Annotated in this window: 16 protein-coding genes; 6 read left to right on the top strand and 10 right to left on the bottom strand. The window is 65.8% G+C overall.

Annotated features, from left to right (window positions below):
• Nucleotides 1-5: 5 nt before the first annotated feature.
• Genes ACK4OE_RS02845 through ACK4OE_RS02865 form a run of 5 tightly spaced genes read right to left on the bottom strand, consistent with a single transcriptional unit; the run spans nucleotide 6 to nucleotide 4,490 of the window.
• On the bottom strand, nucleotides 6-716 hold the full coding sequence (locus tag ACK4OE_RS02845; protein ID WP_409882857.1) for an ABC transporter ATP-binding protein: 711 nt from the start codon (nucleotides 714-716) through the stop codon (nucleotides 6-8).
• Nucleotides 713-1,474 (bottom strand): ABC transporter ATP-binding protein, encoded by a 762-nt coding sequence (locus tag ACK4OE_RS02850; RefSeq protein WP_409882858.1) that lies wholly within the window; start codon nucleotides 1,472-1,474, stop codon nucleotides 713-715. Before ACK4OE_RS02850 ends, ACK4OE_RS02845 begins: the two co-directional genes overlap by 4 nt.
• The gene (locus ACK4OE_RS02855; protein ID WP_409882859.1) at nucleotides 1,467-2,399 is read right to left on the bottom strand and encodes a branched-chain amino acid ABC transporter permease; all 933 of its coding nucleotides are present in this window, start codon (nucleotides 2,397-2,399) and stop codon (nucleotides 1,467-1,469) included. The genes ACK4OE_RS02850 and ACK4OE_RS02855 overlap by 8 nt, the downstream gene beginning before the upstream one ends.
• Entirely contained in the window at nucleotides 2,396-3,274 is an 879-nt protein-coding gene (locus ACK4OE_RS02860; RefSeq protein ID WP_409882860.1) for a branched-chain amino acid ABC transporter permease, read from the bottom strand. The genes ACK4OE_RS02855 and ACK4OE_RS02860 overlap by 4 nt, the downstream gene beginning before the upstream one ends.
• Nucleotides 3,275-3,278: 4 nt before the next feature.
• Nucleotides 3,279-4,490, bottom strand: coding sequence for an amino acid ABC transporter substrate-binding protein (locus ACK4OE_RS02865; protein ID WP_409882861.1), 1,212 nt, complete (start codon nucleotides 4,488-4,490; stop codon nucleotides 3,279-3,281).
• Between the two features lie 218 nt (nucleotides 4,491-4,708).
• Here ACK4OE_RS02865 and ACK4OE_RS02870 point away from each other — a divergent pair, with 218 nt between their 5' ends.
• From ACK4OE_RS02870 to ACK4OE_RS02890, 5 genes are all read left to right on the top strand, one after another.
• Entirely contained in the window at nucleotides 4,709-5,692 is a 984-nt protein-coding gene (locus ACK4OE_RS02870; RefSeq protein ID WP_409882862.1) for a helix-turn-helix domain-containing protein, read from the top strand.
• Nucleotides 5,693-5,963: 271 nt separating this feature from the next.
• Nucleotides 5,964-7,343 (top strand): efflux transporter outer membrane subunit, encoded by a 1,380-nt coding sequence (locus tag ACK4OE_RS02875; RefSeq protein ID WP_409882863.1) that lies wholly within the window; start codon nucleotides 5,964-5,966, stop codon nucleotides 7,341-7,343.
• 68 nt (nucleotides 7,344-7,411) lie between these two features.
• Entirely contained in the window at nucleotides 7,412-8,794 is a 1,383-nt protein-coding gene (locus tag ACK4OE_RS02880; RefSeq protein ID WP_409882864.1) for an efflux RND transporter periplasmic adaptor subunit, read from the top strand.
• Nucleotides 8,791-9,576 carry an ABC transporter ATP-binding protein gene (locus ACK4OE_RS02885; RefSeq protein WP_409882865.1) on the top strand — a complete coding sequence of 262 codons (786 nt, stop codon included), beginning with the start codon at nucleotides 8,791-8,793 and terminating at the stop codon, nucleotides 9,574-9,576. Before ACK4OE_RS02880 ends, ACK4OE_RS02885 begins: the two co-directional genes overlap by 4 nt.
• Nucleotides 9,576-10,781 (top strand): ABC transporter permease, encoded by a 1,206-nt coding sequence (locus tag ACK4OE_RS02890; protein WP_409882866.1) that lies wholly within the window; start codon nucleotides 9,576-9,578, stop codon nucleotides 10,779-10,781. Before ACK4OE_RS02885 ends, ACK4OE_RS02890 begins: the two co-directional genes overlap by 1 nt.
• Nucleotides 10,782-10,871: 90 nt before the next feature.
• Here ACK4OE_RS02890 and ACK4OE_RS02895 read toward each other — a convergent pair whose 3' ends face one another.
• Nucleotides 10,872-11,264, bottom strand: coding sequence for an Hsp20/alpha crystallin family protein (locus tag ACK4OE_RS02895; RefSeq protein WP_306554807.1), 393 nt, complete (start codon nucleotides 11,262-11,264; stop codon nucleotides 10,872-10,874).
• A gap of 92 nt (nucleotides 11,265-11,356) precedes the next feature.
• Between ACK4OE_RS02895 and ACK4OE_RS02900 the strand changes: the two genes are divergently transcribed.
• Nucleotides 11,357-12,703 (top strand): branched-chain amino acid ABC transporter substrate-binding protein, encoded by a 1,347-nt coding sequence (locus ACK4OE_RS02900; RefSeq protein ID WP_409882867.1) that lies wholly within the window; start codon nucleotides 11,357-11,359, stop codon nucleotides 12,701-12,703.
• Between the two features lie 31 nt (nucleotides 12,704-12,734).
• Here the strand turns inward: ACK4OE_RS02900 and ACK4OE_RS02905 are convergent, their stop codons facing one another.
• The 4 genes from ACK4OE_RS02905 to ACK4OE_RS02920 all read right to left on the bottom strand — a co-directional run bounded on the left by ACK4OE_RS02905 (nucleotide 12,735) and on the right by ACK4OE_RS02920 (nucleotide 17,923).
• Nucleotides 12,735-13,505: an ABC transporter permease gene (locus ACK4OE_RS02905; RefSeq protein ID WP_409882869.1), complete on the bottom strand. Its 771-nt coding sequence runs from the start codon at nucleotides 13,503-13,505 to the stop codon at nucleotides 12,735-12,737.
• Nucleotides 13,502-14,494, bottom strand: coding sequence for an ABC transporter ATP-binding protein (locus ACK4OE_RS02910; protein WP_409882870.1), 993 nt, complete (start codon nucleotides 14,492-14,494; stop codon nucleotides 13,502-13,504). Before ACK4OE_RS02910 ends, ACK4OE_RS02905 begins: the two co-directional genes overlap by 4 nt.
• Before the next feature lie 152 nt (nucleotides 14,495-14,646).
• Entirely contained in the window at nucleotides 14,647-15,741 is a 1,095-nt protein-coding gene (gene mltB / locus ACK4OE_RS02915; protein WP_409882871.1) for a lytic murein transglycosylase B, read from the bottom strand.
• Nucleotides 15,742-15,898: 157 nt separating this feature from the next.
• Nucleotides 15,899-17,923, bottom strand: coding sequence for a DUF3488 and DUF4129 domain-containing transglutaminase family protein (locus ACK4OE_RS02920; protein WP_409882872.1), 2,025 nt, complete (start codon nucleotides 17,921-17,923; stop codon nucleotides 15,899-15,901).
• Nucleotides 17,924-17,933: the final 10 nt, after the last annotated feature.

Raw genomic sequence — 17,933 nt, forward strand, 5'->3', positions numbered from 1 at the left:
GGTGTTCAAGCGACGCCGAGGTAGGCCTGGCGCACCACGTCGGACTTCAGCAAGTCGGAGGCTGCGCCGGACGCCACGATGCGCCCGCGCTCCAGCACATAACCGCGCTGCGCCACCTGCAGCGCCTTGCGCACGTTCTGCTCCACCATCAGCACCGTCACGCCCTGCGCGGCAATGCGCTGCACGATGGCCAGCAGCTCATCGACCATGCGCGGCGCCAGGCCCAGCGAGGGCTCGTCCAGCATCAAGAGGCGCGGGCCGCTCATCATGGCGCGGGCCACGGCCACCATCTGCTGCTCGCCGCCGCTCATGGTGCCTGCCAGCTGCGTGGCGCGTTCCTTGAGACGCGGAAAGTCCTCGAACGCCTGGTGCAACCGCTCGGCACGCACCCGCGATGGCACCAGCCAGCCGCCCAGCTCCAGGTTCTCGGTCACTGTCATCTGCGGGAACAGCTGGCGGCCTTCTGCCACCAGCGCCAGGCCGCGTTGCACGCAGGCCGTGGCATTCATTGCAGGCACGGCCTGGCCGTCGAGTTGCACGGTACCCTGGCGCGGCAGCAGGCCCGCGAGGGCCTTGAGCAGCGTGGTCTTGCCCGCACCGTTGGGGCCCACGATCACGGTGATGCCGGGCGCGGCCTCCAACGTCAGGTCCTGCAGCACCTGAAAGCCATGGTAGCCGGTGGTCAGGTTCTGCACGGTGAGGTGTGCGCCGCTCATGCCGTGGCTCCTTGTTCCTTGCTGCTGGCCATTTCGTCACCCAGATAGGCTTCGATCACCTGCGGGTCGCGCACCACCTCGGCGGGCGCGCCGTCGGCAATCTTGCGGCCCTGGTGCAGTACCAGCACGCGCTCCACGTACTTGAGTAGCGTAGTCACCGCGTGCTCGATCCACACCACGGTCAGGCCATAGTCGTCGCGCAGGCGGCGGATGCGCTGGGCCATGGCATCGACCTCGGACTCGGTGAGGCCCGCGGCCACCTCGTCGAGCAGCAACAGGCGCGGGCGTGTGCCCAGGGCCATGCCGATCTCCAGCAGGCGCTGCTGCGACGGCGTCACATCGGCGGCAGGGCGGTCCGCCAGGTGCGCCAGGCCCAGCATGGCCAGGATCTCGTCTTCGTTGCGCAGGCCCACGGGGCCCTGGCGGTGGCGGCCCGCGAACTGCATGCCAAAGCGCACGTTGTCGCGCACTGTCATGTCGGGGAACACGCGGGGCGTCTGGAAGGTGCGTGCAATGCCGTGCGCGGCATAGTGGTGCGGGCCTTTGCAGGTGAGGTCGTCGGCACCGCAATGCAGCGTGCCCGAGGTGGGCGGCTGCACGCCCGAGATGGCGTTGAAGAACGTGGTCTTGCCTGCACCGTTGGGGCCGATGATGCCGATGAGCTCGCCCGTGTGCAGTGTGGCGCTCACCCCGTCCACGGCGGTGAGGCCGCCAAAGCGCACGGTCACGCTGTCAATGGTTAAAAGGGCTTCAGCCATGGTGCGCCCCTGCAGCAGGTTTGCGCCGCTGCCACAGCGTGGCCAGGCCGTTGGGCAAATACATCACGCACAGAATGAGCAGCAGGCCCAGCACCATCATGTAGCCGTAGGGCAGCTGCAGGCGCAGCGTTTCGGCAAGCAGGCTGAACACAATGGCAGCGAGCACCGGGCCGCCAATGCTGGTCGCGCCGCCGATGAGTGCGATCAGCACCGTCTGAAAGCCGATGAAGGGGCTGAACACGGCTGCGGGCTCGATGTAGGTCCAGCGCACGGCCATGGCCGCGCCCACGGCGCCCGCAAAGGCAGCGGTGATGCCAAAGCCTGCGATCTTGGCCAGACGCGTGTCTACGCCCAGGGTCTGCGCACGCTGCTCGTCGGCACCGATGCCCGACAGCGCTAGTCCAAAGCGGCTGCGCTGGATGGCGATGGATGTGGCGATGGCAGCGGCCGCAATCAGCAGCACGGTGAGGTACACGGTTTCGTTGCTGGGCACCACCGTCAGCACGCGGCCGACGGTGCCCGAGACCTGTTTTTCGACAAAAGTCACGGCGTGGCGGATCAGCTCCGTCATGCCGAAGGTCAGCACGGCAAAGTAGGTGCCGCGCAGGTGCAGCACGGCAGCTCCCATCACCACCGCCACCACGGTGGCAATCAGCGCGCCGCTCAGAATCACCAGCGGCCAGGGCAGCACTGCCAACAGCGTGGCGCTGGTGTAGGCGCCGATGCCGAAGAAGGCAGATGTAGCCAGCGACAGATACCGCGTGGCCCCGCAGAACAGCGACCAGCTGGTGGCCAGCGCGATGTACATCAGGCAGCTGAGCAGCACGGAAGCCATGAACTCAGACACCATCCACGGCAGGGTGGCGACAACCGCCCCCCCCGCAGCCAGCGCCAGCCAGGGCTTGTTGGAATGAAGGGAAGTCATTTTTTCGAAAAGAGTCCGTTGGGGCGCCATATGAGCACGCCGATGAACACCGCATAGCTCAGCAGCATCTTGAGAGACGGGCTGCTGAAGTGCATGCCCAGGGCTTCGACCACACCCAGCAGCAGGCCGCCAGCCAGGCTACCCGCCAGGCTGCCGAAGCCGCCCAGCGTGATGACGATCAGCGCCGTCACGGTGTAGGGCTCGCCCATTGATGGGGATATCTCGTAGGTCATGGACAACAGTGCCCCCGCCACGCCCGACAGACCCAGGCCAATGCCAAACATCATGGGGTGCAGTCGCCGCGTGTTGATGCCCACCAGCTGCGCCCCGGTGGGCGATTGCATCAGCGCCCGCACCGCCTTGCCCAGCAGCGTGAGCTTGAGCAGCGCAATCAGCGCTGCCGACAGCGCCAGTGCCACGCCAAACAGCACCAGCTTGTTCTCGGTGAAGCGCATGCCCGCAATCTGCACCGGGTCGGACAGGTATTCATACCCGCGCAGGTCACCACCCCAGATCAAGAGGGCGGTGTTCTGCACCAGAAACATCAGGCCGAAGCCCACCATCAGGCTGCGCGCCTCGAACACATCCACGTTCGGCGCGCGCGCCGCCAGGCGCTTGAAGCACAGCGCGTGCACCACCACACCCAGCACAAACAATGCGACAAAAGCCAGCGGCATGAGCAGCAAAGGCGAGATGCCCCACAGGGTGTGCGCCGACCAGGTGAGGAAGGCGCCGAGCATCAGAAACTCGCCATGCGAGATGTTCATGATGCGCATCAGCCCGTATTGCAGATTCAGGCCCATGGCCACCAGCGCATAGATGCCGCCGGTAATGAGGCCACTGGCGACCAGTTCGGCCCAGGAAGTCAAAGACACTTTGTTATTTCCAAGCGGGTTTGGCGGTATTGAGCTGTGCTGTAGCGCGGTCCTTGGGCCAGACGACTTCAAAGTCGCTGCCCTGCCACTGGCTCACTGTGCCCGGGATGGAGGCGTTCTCGCTGCCCGCAAAGCGGATGCCGCCCAGGATGGTCTTGAACTCGTTCTTGGCGATGTGCTCGCGCAGTGCCTTGCGGTCCAGGCCCGCCTTTTCCACCGCCTGCTGCAGGATCTGCAGCGCGGCCCACGAGTGGCCGCTGGCCCAGCGATCCGGCTCCTTGTTGAACTTCTTCACGTGTGCGTCGAAGTACGCCTTGGCCTCGGGGCTGGTCTTCACGCTCCACGAGCCCATGCCGATCACGCCTTCGGTGTTGGCCTGCATCACGTTCTTGTAGAGCTGGAAGGCCGTGCCCACCGAGGCATAGAAAAACTTGGGGTTCAGCCCCACCTCGCGCGCCTGGCGGCTGGCCAGGATGGTGTCGGGCGGGTAGGTGATGCCGATAAAGGCGTCGGGGTTCTGGTCCTTGATGCCGCGCAGCACCGGCGCGAGGTCCTTCACGCCCAGCGGGTAGCTCTTGCGCTCCACCACCTGGATGCTGGTCTTCTTGAGCGCTGCGTTCAGCGCTGCGAAATTTTCCAGGCCAAACAGGTCGTCCATGTAGACGATGGCAATGGTCTTCACGTTGTTGGCCACCAGCATGTCCACCAGCGCGCCCATCATCTTGTCGGGCTGCTGCAGCAGCGAGAAGAAGTAGGGCAGGTTCATGTCGATGAGCTTGCGCGACAGTGCCGTGGGCGCCAGCAGCGGGTAGCCGAAGCGGTTGGCCAGCGGCGCGATGGCGAAGTTGGCGCCCGAGCCCCAGGGCGGGAGGATCAGATCCACCTTGTCGCTGCCCATGAGCTTTTCGTAGGTGCGCACGCAGGTCTCGGTTTCGCTGCGGTCGTCGTAGCCGATGAGTTCGATGGGGCGCTTGGAGCCTTTCACGCTGAGGCCCCCCGCTGCGTTGACCTGCTCGGCCCACAGCAGATAGTTGGGTTCCTGACTGACCTGCGCGCCGGCTGCCCAGGGGCCTGTGCGGGCGATGGCGTAGCCAATGCGAACGGGGCCGCTGCTACTGCCTTGGGCCCACAGTTGCGGCGCCACGGCCAGGGTGCCTACTGTGGCGGCGGCTCCCTTGATCCACTGACGCTTGGATGGTTGATGCTGCTGTGTCATTTGTTGTCTCCTCGGATGGAGGCCTGCGTGGTGCAAACCGTCACTGGATCGTAGGCAGACGGGCCGTTGTGCGCTGCGCTGAGCGTGCACAAAACGCTTGCCTCAGCGTGCAGGCGGCAGCGGGTTTACCCGGATTTCCCCGGACGGCACGGGATACCCTTGCAGTCGATAATTCAGCCGCATAACGATCTGGTTCGCGCAACCCCCTTGGAGACACCATGGCCCACCCCCTGACCGAGGTATCGACCGACGCCGTGCCTGCGCGCGACCGCCTGCATCTGTGGGGCGACGCGGTCTGGCGACTCATTGGGGGGCTGGAGTCGGATGCGTTTGGCGATGAGGCCTTTGCGGGCCACATCACCTCGGGCCAGGCGGGCTATGTGAATCTCTGCCAGCTCAACGTCAGCCGCCACCGTGTGGTGCGCACACCTAGCTTGATTCGTGGCAGCGACCGGGCCTATATCAAGGTGGTAGCGCAGCTCGAAGGGCGCGCGTGTTTTGAGCAGAACGGCCGCCAGGTGTGGTTGTCACCCGGCGAATGGAGCGTGTATGACACCACGCGCGCGTACGCCGTGAGCAACCCCGAGGCCGTGCGCCAGATGGTGCTGATGATCCCCAAAGAGCAGCTGCCCGAGCGCAAGCTCAAGCTCGACGACCTGATGGTGCAGCGCTTCTCGGGCACGTCGGGCGTGTCGCGGCTTGCGTGGGACACCATGCGTGCCGCGTTCTCCGAGCTGCCCACCATGTCCGATGCTGCTGCCGACGGGGTGGCCGATGTGATCACACACCTGGTGCAGCTGTCGCTGTTGGAGCGCAATGGGCAAGAGAGCATGCTGTCGCAGCGCGAGGCCCTGCGCGACCGCATCAGCCAGTACATCGACCGCCATCTGGGCGACCCTGATCTGACCATCGACCGCATGGCCCAGGCGCTCAACTGCAGCAAGCGGCACCTGTACAACGCGGTCTCTGACGATGAGGAAACGCTGGCCGCCATGATCCAGCGCCGCCGCCTGGAGGCCTGCCTGCGCGACCTGCGCCACCCGGCCCATGCACAGCGCTCGGTGACTGACATTGCGCTGTCCTGGGGGTTCAGCAACAGCGCGCATTTCAGCCGGGCATTTCGCGCGCATGTGGGGTGCAGCCCTAGCGAGTACAGGGTGCGCGCGGGGCTCTCCCATCTGGGACTCGTCCACGCGCACTGATTGGTGCAGGGCGACGGGCGCTGCGTTTCGGCCGTCTGTCCGCTGGCGAACCGACAAGCCGGATTGTTTGGTGAGCCCGCCCTGGTGGAGGGGCCAAGCTTTGCGCTGCATCAATTCTTTACCTGGGGTTGACCTTTTCGGTACGTTTTGACTTGAATGGCTGCTCACAATCGGGTTTTCCCTTGAGCGATGCCTTTCCATGAGTCCTATCCATCGGGTCACTGCAGATGTTTTGCGCACCCACCCCAGGCGCAGCGCACCGCGTGTGCAGATGGCACTCACCACACTGCTGGCATTGCTGGTCTCGGGCTGTGCAAGCCTGGCGCCCACGGAGGGGCTTTTACCCGCAGTGGCCCTGCCGTCTGCGTGGGCGGGCTCCAGCGGCAACGCTGCTTCCAACGGCGCGGCAACGGCCTTGGCCCGGTGGTGGACGCGGTTCGATGACCCTCAACTCACCGCGCTGGTCGAGCAATCTCTGAACGCGAACACCAGCGTGCGCACCGCCCAGGCGTCGCTACAGCAAGCGCGCGCCCAGGTGGATGTGCAATCGGCCGGTCTGGCGCCGAGCGTGGGGGCCTCGGGCTCGGCGCAGCGCAGCCGGGCCAGCAACAACACGGGCAACACCTTCCAGGCCGGTTTTGATGCGAGCTGGGAGCCCGACGTGTTTGGCCGCCTGCGCAGCGGCGTGAACGCCAGCGAGGCCGACGCCCGTGCGGCCGAGGCCAGCCTGGCCGACGTTCAGGTGTCGCTGGCGGCTGAGGTGGCCGTCAACTACATCGAGCTGCGCGGACTGCAGCAGCGGCTGGCCATTGCACGCAGCAACCTCGCCAGCCAGCAAGAGACCCTGCAGATCACGCAGTGGCGCCTCCAGGCCGGGTTGACCACCTCGCTCGTCACGGAGCAGGCCCGTGCAGCGGCCGAGCAGACCGCCGCGCAGATTCCCAGCCTCGAAGCCAGCCTGGCACAGTCGCGCTACAGCCTGGCCGTGCTGACAGGCCAGGTGCCCGGGGCGCTCGACGCTACCTTGCGCGCCAGTGCCCCCGTACCGCAGCCAACTGCAGAACTGGCGCTGGCGATCCCAGCCGAGACGCTGCGCAAGCGGCCCGATGTGCGTGCGGCCGAGCAGCGCACTGCTGCCGCCCTGGCGCGGGTGTCGCAGGCCGATGCCGCGCGCTATCCCAGCTTCTCCCTCGGTGGTTCGCTGGGCCTGCGCGCCCTCACGCTGGGGGCGCTGTCGGGTGGCGGTGCGGTGACCAGTGCCTTGCTGGGCAGCGTGTCCATCCCCCTGCTGGACGGAGGCGCCGCGCGCGCCCAGGTGCGTGTGCAGTCTGCGGCGCTGGAGCAGGCGCGCGTGGCCTACGAGGCCACGGTGCTTGCGGCCCTGCAGGATGTGGGGAACGCACTGGTGGCCCTGCGCGGCGACCGCGAGCGGCTCACGCGGCTGGTGGCCGCAGCGGACGCGGCCAACAACGCGGCGCTGCTGGCGCAGCAGCGTTACAGCAGTGGTCTCATCGACTTTCAATCGGTGCTGGAGACGCAGCGCACGCTGCTGTCCACGCAAGAGAGCGTGGCCATCACCACCGCTGCCGTCGCGGCAGACCATGTGCGCCTCTACAAGGCGCTGGGGGGCGGCTGGGCGGTAGCCGAATGAATAGCTGACAAGCCCTTCCACACGCCCACTCCATTGCCTGCCAGCCCCCATTTTCTGATTCACGTCCCATGCCAAATATCGACACACCCGTCACATCCACACCCGCCAAAGCTTCCCCTGCCGATCTGAGCGCCTTGCTGGGGGCCGACCGCCCTCGCCGCTGGTGGCAACGCACCTCCCTGTGGCTGGGCGTGGCCGCGCTGGTGGTGGTGGGCGGTGGTCTCTACGCCTGGCAGACGCGCCAAAGTGCCAGCACCGCGCCCACCTACGTGACCGAAGAGCTGCGCCGGGGCAATCTGACGCTCACCGTGTCGGCCAACGGCACGCTGCAGCCTACGCGCTCGGTCACCATTGGCAGCGAGCTGTCGGGCACCGTGCGCAAGGTGCTGGTGGACGTGAACGACAAGGTGAAGAAGGGGCAGCTGCTGGTAGAGCTGGATACCGCCAAGCTTGAATCGCAGGTGCTGCGCTCACGCGCCTCGCTGGCGTCGGCGCAGGCCCGCCTGGCCCAGGCCGTGGCCACCACCAAGGAGGCCATTGCCAACTTTGGCCGGTTGGAAGAGGTGGCCCGCCTGTCCGGCGGCAAGGTGCCATCAGCCTCCGAGCTGGACGCTGGCCGCGCCACGCTGGACCGTGCCCGCGCCGATGAAACCAGCGCCCGCGCCACGGTAGAAGACGCACGCGCCGCGCTGTCCACCGACGAGACCAACCTGTCCAAAGCCTCCATCCGCTCGCCCATTGACGGCGTGGTGCTGACCCGCACGGTGGAGCCTGGTAATGCCGTGGCCGCATCGCTGCAGGCCGTCACGCTATTCACCGTGGCCGAAGACCTTACGCGGCTGCGGCTGGATGTGAGTGTGGACGAGGCCGATGTGGGCTCGGTCAAGGTGGGGCAGGGTGCAAGCTTCACGGTCAGTGCCTACCCCTCGCGCCGCTACCCGGCCCAGGTCACGCGCGTCTCGTTTGGCTCCACCAAGACGGACAACGTGGTCACCTACATCACCTGGCTGGAGGTGAACAACAGCGACATGAGCCTGCGCCCCGGCATGACGGCTGCCGCCACCATCACTTCCACCGAACGCAAGGATGTGCTGCTGGTGCCCAACACGGCCCTGCGCTTCACGCCCGCACAGGCTGCGGGTGCGCAGGCCACGGCGGGTGCGGGTGGTGCCAAGCCCGCTGCATCGGGCAGCAGCGGCGGCATCATGTCGCAGCTCATGCCGCGCATGCCACGCTCTGGCTCGGGTCCACGCAAACCGGGCGCGGGTGCCGAGGCGGGCGATGGCGCGGGCAAGACGCGGCAGGTGTGGGTGCTGCAAGACGGCGCCGCAAAGTCCATCGACGTGCAGGTAGGCATCAGCGACGGCCGCAACACCGAGGTCACGGGCGAAGGCCTCATGCCCGGCATGGCCGTGATTACCGACCAGCGCGCGGCAGGGGCCAAGCGATGAGCGTGGTGGGCGACACCCCCATCATCCGCCTGCGCGGCGTGACCAAGGTCTATGGCGAAGGTGCGCTGGCCTTCCAGGCGCTGAAGGGCGTGGACCTTGACATCGCCCAGGGCGACTTCGTGGCCATCATGGGCCCCAGCGGCTCGGGCAAGTCCACCGCCATGAACACGCTGGGCTGTCTGGACCGGCCCACCACGGGCGAATACCTGTTCAAGGGCGTGCATGTGGAGTCGCTCTCGCGCGACGAGCGGGCGCGGCTGCGGCGGCGCTACTTTGGCTTTGTGTTCCAGGGCTTCAACTTGTTGGCGCGCACATCGGCGCAAGAGAACGTGGAGCTGCCCCTGCTGTACCGGGGCGAGTCAGCCACGGCGCGCCATGCGGCGGCGGCGCGGGCGCTGGCGGCCGTGGGCCTGACAGGCTGGGAACACCACACGCCCGCCGAGCTGTCAGGCGGGCAGCAGCAGCGCGTGGCCATTGCACGCGCCATCGTCACCGAGCCCGATGTGCTGCTGGCCGACGAGCCCACCGGCAATCTCGACACGCAGCGCAGCTTCGAGATCATGGAGCTGCTCTGGCGCCTGAATGTGGACCACGGCATCACCGTGCTGATGGTCACGCACGAGCCCGACATGGCGCAGTACGCGCGGCGCATTGTGCGGTTTGTGGACGGGGTGGTGGACAGCGATGCCCCCAACCCGCACCCCAAGGGGCTGGACGCTGATTCGGTATCGAACGTATCGAAGGTACCTACCGTGGTCAGTTCCGATTCAGGAGGCCGCTGATGCTGCTTAACACTTTGCTGCTGGCGTTGCGCTCCATCCGGCGCAACCTCATGCGCTCGTTCCTCACCATCCTGGGCATCGTGATTGGCGTGAGCGCCGTCATCACCATGGTCACGCTGGGCAATGGAGCCACGCTGGCCATTCAGAACCAGATCTCGGGCCTGGGCACCAACCTGCTGCAGGTGCGCCCTGGCCAGCGCATGGGGCCCGGCGGCGGCACGGGCGCTCCGGCCTTCAAGGACACCGATGCCGACATGATCGCCCAGCAGATCGGCGGCATCCTGGCTGTGGCGCCCGAGGCGCGCGCCGCCGCCACGGCGGTGGTGGGCGGGCGCAACTGGACGACCAGTGTGATCGGCAGCACCAACGCCTGGCTGGAGACCGGCAACTGGACGGTGCGCACTGGCCGCGTCTTTACCGACGCCGAGTTGCGCGCCGGTGCCGCCGTGTGCCTGATCGGCGAGACCGTGCGGCGCGAGCTGTTTGGCACGGCCGATGCCGTGGGCGCCCAGCTGCGCGTGAAGGCGTTTTCGTGCGAGGTGGTGGGCGTGCTCGCCTCCAAAGGGCAGGGTGCATTTGGCAACGACCAGGACGACACCGTGCTGGTGCCTCTGCGCACGCTGCAGCGCCGCGTGACGGGCAACACGCGGGTGAATACGCTGCTGGTGTCGATGAAGGACGGCAGCGACCCCGAGCGTGTGAAGGCCAGCCTCACCCAACTGCTGCGCGAGCTGCGCAAGCTGTCGGATTCGGACGAAGACAACTTCAACGTGCTCGACACCAAGCAACTGGCCGACACGCTCTCGGGCACCACCAAGGTGCTGACCACGCTGCTGGGCGCCGTGGCCGCCGTGAGCCTGCTGGTGGGCGGCATCGGCATCATGAACATCATGCTGGTGAGCGTGACCGAGCGCACGCGCGAGATCGGCCTGCGCCTGGCCATTGGCGCGCTGGAGCGCGAAGTGCTGCTGCAGTTTTTGATCGAGGCGGTGGTGCTGGCCGCACTAGGCGGGCTCATCGGCATCGTGCTGGCCACGGGCGCGTCGCTGGCCATATCGGGCTTGATGGGAGTGCCCCACCTGTTCAATCCGGGCGTGAACCTGATGTCGTTCGTGTTCTCGGCCGGGATCGGTGTGGTGTTTGGCTACTTTCCGGCGCGGCGCGCGGCGCGCATGGACCCGATCGATGCGCTGCGGCATGAGTAACGAGTAACGAGCTGGGGCTGGAACGCGATTTTGAATAAAAAACGCCCGTACCGATTATGGTACGGGCGCTAGTAGCTATTATTTTGATAGTTACTGAATCGTGAGCGTGGTGGCCTTGCTGGCGGGCTCCACCTTGGCCAGGGTCAGAGTCAGCACGCCGTTTTCCAGCTTGGCGCTGCTGTGGGCGGCGTCGATATCAGCGGCCAGCTCCCACGCGCGCTGCACTTGGCGGGGGGCGCCTTCCACACTTTGAAGGCGCACTACGTTGCCTTCAATGCTGATCTGCAACTGCTCACGGGCCAGGCCGGGCACATCCAGCTGGAGCGTGGTGGCCTTGTCGTCCTGCGTCACGGTGCAGCCTGCTGCAGAGCGCGCGGCAGCGGGGTCGGCCAGCGTGCCCATCAGAAAACGCTGCAGTGCCTGGTCGGCGGAACGGGGGGCTTGGGCGTAGGCGGCGCGGCGGATCACGGGGGCGAAGATCATGGGGTACTCCTATACACTGCGCGGCTCTCGACGTGGTCGCCGCATGCCAAAGAGGTGTGTACGGCCACGCCGCATTTCAAGGGAAAAATGGCATGAATAAATTGCGCTCCGTGGGCTTGAAAACAGGCGCAGCGGCATTACGTCAATCCGCTTTGGCTGCAACCGCCGCGCTGTGTTGCGTGCTGCTGCCCATCTCTGCGAGCCATGCCCAGGCTGTAGCGCCTGGCACTGCCGTGGCGCAGGCCAAGCCCGTGAAGGTGGCGCTCATCGAAAGCCTGTCGGGCGCGTTTGCCAACACGGGCGAAGCGGTTTACCGCAACATCTACTGGGCCGTGGAACGTGTGAACGCGCGGGGTGGTGTGCAGCTGCCTGCCGCTGTGGGCGGCCCCCGCCCGCTGGCGCTGGAGCGCTACGACAGCAAGGGCCAGAACGAAGAGGCGCTGTCAGCACTGCGCGCGGCCATTGACGACGGTGCTCAGGTCATCCTGCAGGGCAATTCATCGGCCACGGCGGCGGTGCTGATCGAGGCAATCAACAAACACAACGAGCGCGAGCCGAACAAACGTGTGATCTTTCTGAACTACTCGGCGGTGGACCCGATCCTCACCAACGAAAAATGCAGCTTCTGGCACTTCCGCTTTGATGCCCATGCCGACATGCGCATGGCCGCGCTGATGGAAGTGATGCGCGAAGACAAAGCCATCAAGAGCGTGTACCTCATCGGCCAGGACTACAGCTTTGGCCAGGCCGTGCTGCGCGAGGCCAAGAAGCAGTTGGCCGCACAACGACCCGATGTGGCCGTGGTGGGCGACGAGCTGCACCCCATCGGCCGTGTGAAGGACTTTGCGCCCTACGCCGTCAAGATCAAGACCAGCGGCGCGCAGGCGGTGGTGACGGGCAACTGGGGCAATGACCTGACCCTGCTTGTGAAAGCCGCGCGTGAAGTGGGCTACGAGGGCAGCTTCTATACCTTCTATGGCAACGCGCTCGGCGCGCCCGCTGCCATGGGCGACGCGGGCATTGGCAAGGTGGTGGCGGTGGCTGACTGGCTGCCGAATGTGCCAGGCGCGCAAAGCGAGGCGTTCTACCAGTCTTTCCGTACGCGCTTCCCCAAGCCGCAGGACGACTATGTGCATATGCGCATGCAGCTCATGGTGGAGGCGCTGGCGCAGTCTATCGAGCGGGCGGGCAGCACGGACGTGGTGGCCATTGCGCGGCAGATGGAGAGCGCCAACGTGCAGCTCTCAGGCCAGGGCGGCAGCATGCGTGCGGCGGACCACCAGTTTCAGCAGGCGCTGGTGGTGGGCGTGATGGACAAGAAGGGCGCGCCGGGCGTGAAGTTCGACGTGGAAGGCTCGGGCTACGGCTTTCGCGTGGTGCGACAGATTCCGGCGGCCAAGGCGCAGCAGCCGCACAGCTGCAACATGCAGCGCTATTGAACGGCGGCCCGCTGATGCGGGCGGCGCACCATCAACGCCGGATGCGGTGTCCAGTCTTGAACACCCACCACACCACCACGAGGCACAGGGCCATGAAGCCGAGCGTCATGCCGGTACTCACGCCGATGTGCACGTCGGCCTGGCCGTAAAACGCCCAGCGCAAGCCGCTGATGAGGTAGACCACGGGGTTGAATAGCGAGACCGTTTGCCAGAACGGGGGCAGCATGCTGATGCTGTAGAAAGCGCCACCCAGAAAGGTCAGCGGCGTCACGATCAGCAGCGGAATGACCTGCAGCTTCTGAAAGCTGTCGGCCCACAAACCGATGATGAAGCCGAATAGGCAGAACGTGATGGCGGTGAGCATCAGGAACCCCACCATCCACACCGGGTGCGCCACCTCATAGGGCACAAAAAATCGCGCGGTGGCGAGGATCAGCACCGACACCAGCAGCGACTTGGTGGCCGCTGCGCCGACATAGCCCAGCAGCACCTCGACCCAGTTCACGGGTGCGCTGAGCAGCTCGTAGATGGTGCCGGACCACTTGGGCATGTAGATGCCGAAGGCTGAGTTGGAAATGCTCTCGCTGAGCAGCGAGAGCATGAGCAGGCCGGGGATGATGTAAGCCCCGTAGCTCACGCCGCCGATGTCGCCCATGCGCGAGCCGATGGCCGAGCCAAACACAATGAAGTACAGCGCCGTAGTGAGCACCGGGGCGATGAGGCTTTGCATCCAGGTGCGAAACGCACGGTGCATCTCAAAGCGGTAGATGGCGCTGACGCCATGCCAGTTCAGGCCGTTCATGCTTGGGGTGCTTTCTGTGGCGAAAGGGTGTCCGTTGGGTCCTGGTGCACCAGGCTCACGAAGATGTCTTCGAGCGAGCTTTCGCTGGAATGCAGGTCCTTGAAGTCAATGCCGTGCTCGGCCAGCGCGCGCAACAGGGCGGCGATGCCCGTGTCCTCCTGCTGCGTGTCGAAGGTGTAGGTCAGCGCGGTGCCGCCCTGGCTCAGCACCAGGGGCCAGCGTGCCAGTGCATCTGGCACCCGGTCCATGGGCTGCTGCAGGGTCAGTGTGAGCTGCTTCTTGCCAAGCTTGCGCATCAGCACGTCCTTGTCTTCCACCACGATCAGTTCACCCTTGCGGATCACGCCGATGCGGTCGGCCATGTCTTCGGCTTCTTCGATGTAGTGGGTGGTCAGGATGATGGTGGTTCCCGCGTCGCGCAACTCGCGCACCAGGCGCCACATGTCATGGCGCAGCTCCACGTCCACACCTGCGCTGGGCTCGTCCAAGAACAAAATCTTGGGCTCGTGCGACAGCGCCTTGGCGATCAGCACGCGGCGTTTCATGCCGCCCGACAGCGCGAGGATCTTGCTGTCTTTCTTGTCCCAGAGCGACAGGTCCTTGAGTATCTTTTCGATGAACGCCGGGTTGGGCGCCTTGCCAAACAAGCCCCGGCTGAAGTTGACGGTGGCCCACACGGTTTCGAACGAATCGGTGTGCAGCTCTTGCGGCACCAGGCCAATGGCGGCGCGGGCGGCTCGGTAGTCGTGCACGGTGTCATGCCCGTCGGCGGTGATGCTGCCCTCGGTGGCGTTGCTCATACCGCAGATCACGCTGATGAGCGTGGTCTTGCCTGCACCATTGGGGCCCAGCAAAGCGAAGATTTCTCCGCGCCGAATGTCCAGGTCGATGTTCTTGAGCGCCTGAAAGCCGCCCGCGTAGGTTTTGCTCACGCCGCGCACGCGGACGATGGCGTCTGCGGCAGGTGTTGTTGTAGGTGTTGCAGGCATAGGGCAGGGCTCAGATTGGAGGCTGGCTGCCGCCGTGACGTTGTCGGTCACCGCAGCACGCCAAAGCGCACGATTGTGGACCGACTGGCGCTGTCGTGCACAAGCGCGGGCTGGGCGATTGTCATAGCCTACAAAGCCTTGCCGTCCGGTTGTCATTTCTCCCGCGCCGCTGCCACCTCGCGGCCCAGCTCGATCACGGCCATGGCGTAGTAGCTGGACCAGTTGTAGCGGGTGATGGCGTAGAAGTTTTCGGTGCCTGCCACGTAGCTTGGCGCATCGGGCCCGTTTTGCAGCTCTACCAGAGCCAGGGGGCCACGGTGCTGTACCCCGGCGGCATCCAGCAGGGCACCTTGCGCCTGCATGTTGGCAGCGCTGAAGGTGGGCAGGATGTCAGGCAGCAGCAAGTCGTCCAGCTGCAGTCGGCTGGCGTCGAATTGCACGCCAAAGTGGGTGGGCATGCCGGGCGTCCAGCCGTGGCCGATGAAGTAGTTGGCCACTGAACCGATGGCATCCGTGGGGCTGTTGAAAAGGTCGACCCGGCCGTCGCCGTCGAAGTCGATGGCATAGCGCACCCAGCTGGACGGCATGAATTGGCCCAGGCCCATGGCGCCCGCGTAGCTGCCTTTGAACGCAAAAGGGTCGGTGTTGCTGCGGTTGGTTAGGCTCAGAAACTGCTCCAGCTCGCGGCGGAAGAACTCGGTGCGCTCTTTGGCGCGGGGGTGCGCCGAGGGGAAGTCAAAGGCCAGCGTGGCCAGCGCATCCATTACGCGGAACGTGCCCATCTGCTGGCCGTAGATGGTCTCCACGCCGATGATGCCCACAATGATTTCGGCGGGCACACCGTACTCACGCTCGGCGCGCTCCAGCGCAGTACGGTGTTCTTGCCAGAACCGCACGCCCGCGCGGATGCGGATGGGGTCGATGAAGCGGCTGCGGTACACGCGCCAGTTTTTGGCCGTGCCCTTGGGCGGCGGCAGCATCAGCCTTGGCACCTGCGGCAACAGGCGCGCCTGGCCGATGGCCTGGCGCACCCACTCGCGGTCCAGGTCGCGGCGCGCAGCAAGGTCATCGGCAAACTGCAGCGCGTCAGGGCGCGAAGCGTAGAGCACGGCAGGTTGTTGCTGCCGCTGTTGCTTTGTGGTGGAAGATTTTGAGCTATTTTGGGCTCTGGCGCTTGCTGGTATTGCGCAAGCAGCTATCAAAAATATAGTGATGGCGGCCCATTCGGCTCTTGTTGTCTTCTTCATTTCAATGGTTTCGTGTTTTGTACGGTCCCGGCGCCGGGAGGCGGGTGTGCTCTAAAGCCACGGATTGCAGGCAAGGTCTCTTCGCAGCCAGGGCATCCTCCCACGTCCCTGTGAGACCGGGGCAAGTGGGAGCGATGTATTCACTCAGGGCGGCGAATCACGCTTGCGGCCACGGCAGCGAGCTGAACTCGCGCCGCAGTTTGTGCAGTTCGGTGGCGGGGTGGGGGGCGTAGCGCAGTTGTTCCAGGCGCAGCAGCCAGTCGGCCACGCCTTGGGCGGGTGCGCCAAATTGTGCGCTCACCCGTTGCGCCATCGCACGGGGTGGCATGGTGTCGGGCAGCGGCAGGCCCGCGCGCTCCAGGCGTTGGCGCGTGCGGGCCAGCAGGCGCAGCCACGGGTCGTGCTGGCTGCGCTCCCACAGTGTCCAGGCGCCACCGCCCAGAGCTGCCGCCATGATCAGGATGCCGAGCACGGTGGTCAGGTCCTGCCAGCTGGGCGACTCAAAGCCCAGGGCCTTGAGCAGGTCGAACTGGCGGCTTTGGCTGTAGTTGAGCACCCATTGGCTCCAGCCATTGTTGACGGCTTCCCATACCGCCCGCAGGTTCTGGATCATGCCAGGGCTGAGGGTGCCCATGGCATTGGCAAATGCTCCCTGGGGCGGGCGAAGGCGCTGAAATGCTCCCACGCGGCCTGGCGAGACGGCACCCGTGGGGTCTACACGCACCCAGCCGCGCCCCTCCATCCACACCTCGGCCCAGGCATGGGCATCGGCATTGCGCACGGTCCAGTAGCCATCGACGGGGTTGCGCTCGCCCCCCTGGTAGCCCGTGACGATGCGCGAAGGTACGTCCAGCGCGCGCATCAGCACCACAAACGCAGACGCAATGTGCTCGCAAAAGCCTTCCTTGCGGTCGAACCAAAACTCGTCCGCCGTGTGCTCGCCAAACACGCCGGGCTCCAGCGAATAGTTGTAGCCACCCGTGCGCAGGCGTTGCAGCACCGCATTGACCAGCACCTCGGTGCTGGCGGTGGCCAGCGCGGGGTCTGCACGCATCTGCGCCGCCAGTTCAAGCGTGCGGGGGTTAAACCCAGGCGGCAGCTCGGTGTACACGCGCAACTGCTGAATGGATTCTTGCGGGCCGTGGCGGAACTCGGGGTAGCTCACGGCCTTGTAGCGCAGCACGTCGGTGATGGGGCGCGTGGTCATCCACTGCAGGTCCTGGGTCATGTAGGCCTGCATGTTGGACAGCTGCGGCGCCTCGGGCGTGGCCTCCAGCACCATCAGCCAGGGCTGGCGCTGGGGTTCCAGCGTCACCTCGTAGCGCACCGCAGGGCCGCTGACCTGCAGGTTGGCGGGCACGGCCACGCGCGCTGCCCAGGCACTGTCTTCACGGAAGGGCTCTGCCTTCCACTCCCGGCCATCGAACGCTGCCATCACCGGTCCGCGAAAGTACAGCGCCGATTGCGGTGGCACATCGGTGTCCGCCCCTTCAAAACGCAGGCGGATCGCTATGCGCTCATCCAGGGCGATCTCGGCCATTTCGCCGATTTTCATCGTGCCCGACAGTCCGCTGTGCCCGGTGAGGTTTTCGCCCGGCATGCCCCACAGTGGCGACATGCGTGGGAACAGCATGAACAGCGCCACCATGATGGGCGCACCCAGCAGTGCCATGGTGCCTGCGATGCGAAAGGTCTGGGCCAGGGGCGGTCGTCCCACCGGCATGTGGGCGTTGACCAGCGCCATCAGCAGGCCCAGCAGGGCTACCAGCATGGCAGCCGCCGTCAGCAGCGATTGCGAAAAGAAGAAGTTGCTGAGCATCGTGAAGAAGCCCAGAAAGAAGACCACCATTGCGTCCCGCCGCGCGCGCAGCTCCAGCGTCTTCAGGGCCAGCATCATCACCATCAGGGTGACGCCAGCGTCCCGTCCCAGAATCGTTCGGTGGGTCATCAGCGTGCCCGCCACGGCCACCACCACCAGCGCGGTAAGCAGCCAGCGGCCAGGCAGGGGGCGGCTCTTGAGTGCCATCCACCCGCGCCACAGCAGCATGCCCCCCGCCATTGCCGCCGCCCAGCCCGGCAGGTTGGAGGCCTGGGGCGCAATCACCCAGGCGATGACGAACAGCAGGAACAACGTATCCCGCGCGTCGCGTGGCAAGGTGGCAAGGGTTTGGCGCAAGCTCATGGAGCGACAG

The organism is Acidovorax sp., from assembly GCF_046314175.1.
Classification (GTDB): domain Bacteria; phylum Pseudomonadota; class Gammaproteobacteria; order Burkholderiales; family Burkholderiaceae_C; genus Acidovorax.

What these genes read in the sequence shown, in the direction of transcription:
- ACK4OE_RS02845 (WP_409882857.1), bottom strand. Translation starts at nt 716, where the DNA reads ATGAGCGGCGCACACCTCACCGTGCAGAACCTGACCACCGGCTACCAT.
- ACK4OE_RS02850 (WP_409882858.1), bottom strand. Translation starts at nt 1,474, where the DNA reads ATGGCTGAAGCCCTTTTAACCATTGACAGCGTGACCGTGCGCTTTGGC.
- ACK4OE_RS02855 (WP_409882859.1), bottom strand. Translation starts at nt 2,399, where the DNA reads ATGACTTCCCTTCATTCCAACAAGCCCTGGCTGGCGCTGGCTGCGGGG.
- ACK4OE_RS02865 (WP_409882861.1), bottom strand. Translation starts at nt 4,490, where the DNA reads ATGACACAGCAGCATCAACCATCCAAGCGTCAGTGGATCAAGGGAGCC.
- ACK4OE_RS02870 (WP_409882862.1), top strand. Translation starts at nt 4,709, where the DNA reads ATGGCCCACCCCCTGACCGAGGTATCGACCGACGCCGTGCCTGCGCGC.
- ACK4OE_RS02875 (WP_409882863.1), top strand. Translation starts at nt 5,964, where the DNA reads ATGGCACTCACCACACTGCTGGCATTGCTGGTCTCGGGCTGTGCAAGC.
- ACK4OE_RS02880 (WP_409882864.1), top strand. Translation starts at nt 7,412, where the DNA reads ATGCCAAATATCGACACACCCGTCACATCCACACCCGCCAAAGCTTCC.
- ACK4OE_RS02885 (WP_409882865.1), top strand. Translation starts at nt 8,791, where the DNA reads ATGAGCGTGGTGGGCGACACCCCCATCATCCGCCTGCGCGGCGTGACC.
- ACK4OE_RS02890 (WP_409882866.1), top strand. Translation starts at nt 9,576, where the DNA reads ATGCTGCTTAACACTTTGCTGCTGGCGTTGCGCTCCATCCGGCGCAAC.
- ACK4OE_RS02895 (WP_306554807.1), bottom strand. Translation starts at nt 11,264, where the DNA reads ATGATCTTCGCCCCCGTGATCCGCCGCGCCGCCTACGCCCAAGCCCCC.
- ACK4OE_RS02900 (WP_409882867.1), top strand. Translation starts at nt 11,357, where the DNA reads ATGAATAAATTGCGCTCCGTGGGCTTGAAAACAGGCGCAGCGGCATTA.
- ACK4OE_RS02905 (WP_409882869.1), bottom strand. Translation starts at nt 13,505, where the DNA reads ATGAACGGCCTGAACTGGCATGGCGTCAGCGCCATCTACCGCTTTGAG.
- ACK4OE_RS02910 (WP_409882870.1), bottom strand. Translation starts at nt 14,494, where the DNA reads ATGCCTGCAACACCTACAACAACACCTGCCGCAGACGCCATCGTCCGC.
- mltB (WP_409882871.1), bottom strand. Translation starts at nt 15,741, where the DNA reads ATGAAGAAGACAACAAGAGCCGAATGGGCCGCCATCACTATATTTTTG.
- ACK4OE_RS02920 (WP_409882872.1), bottom strand. Translation starts at nt 17,923, where the DNA reads ATGAGCTTGCGCCAAACCCTTGCCACCTTGCCACGCGACGCGCGGGAT.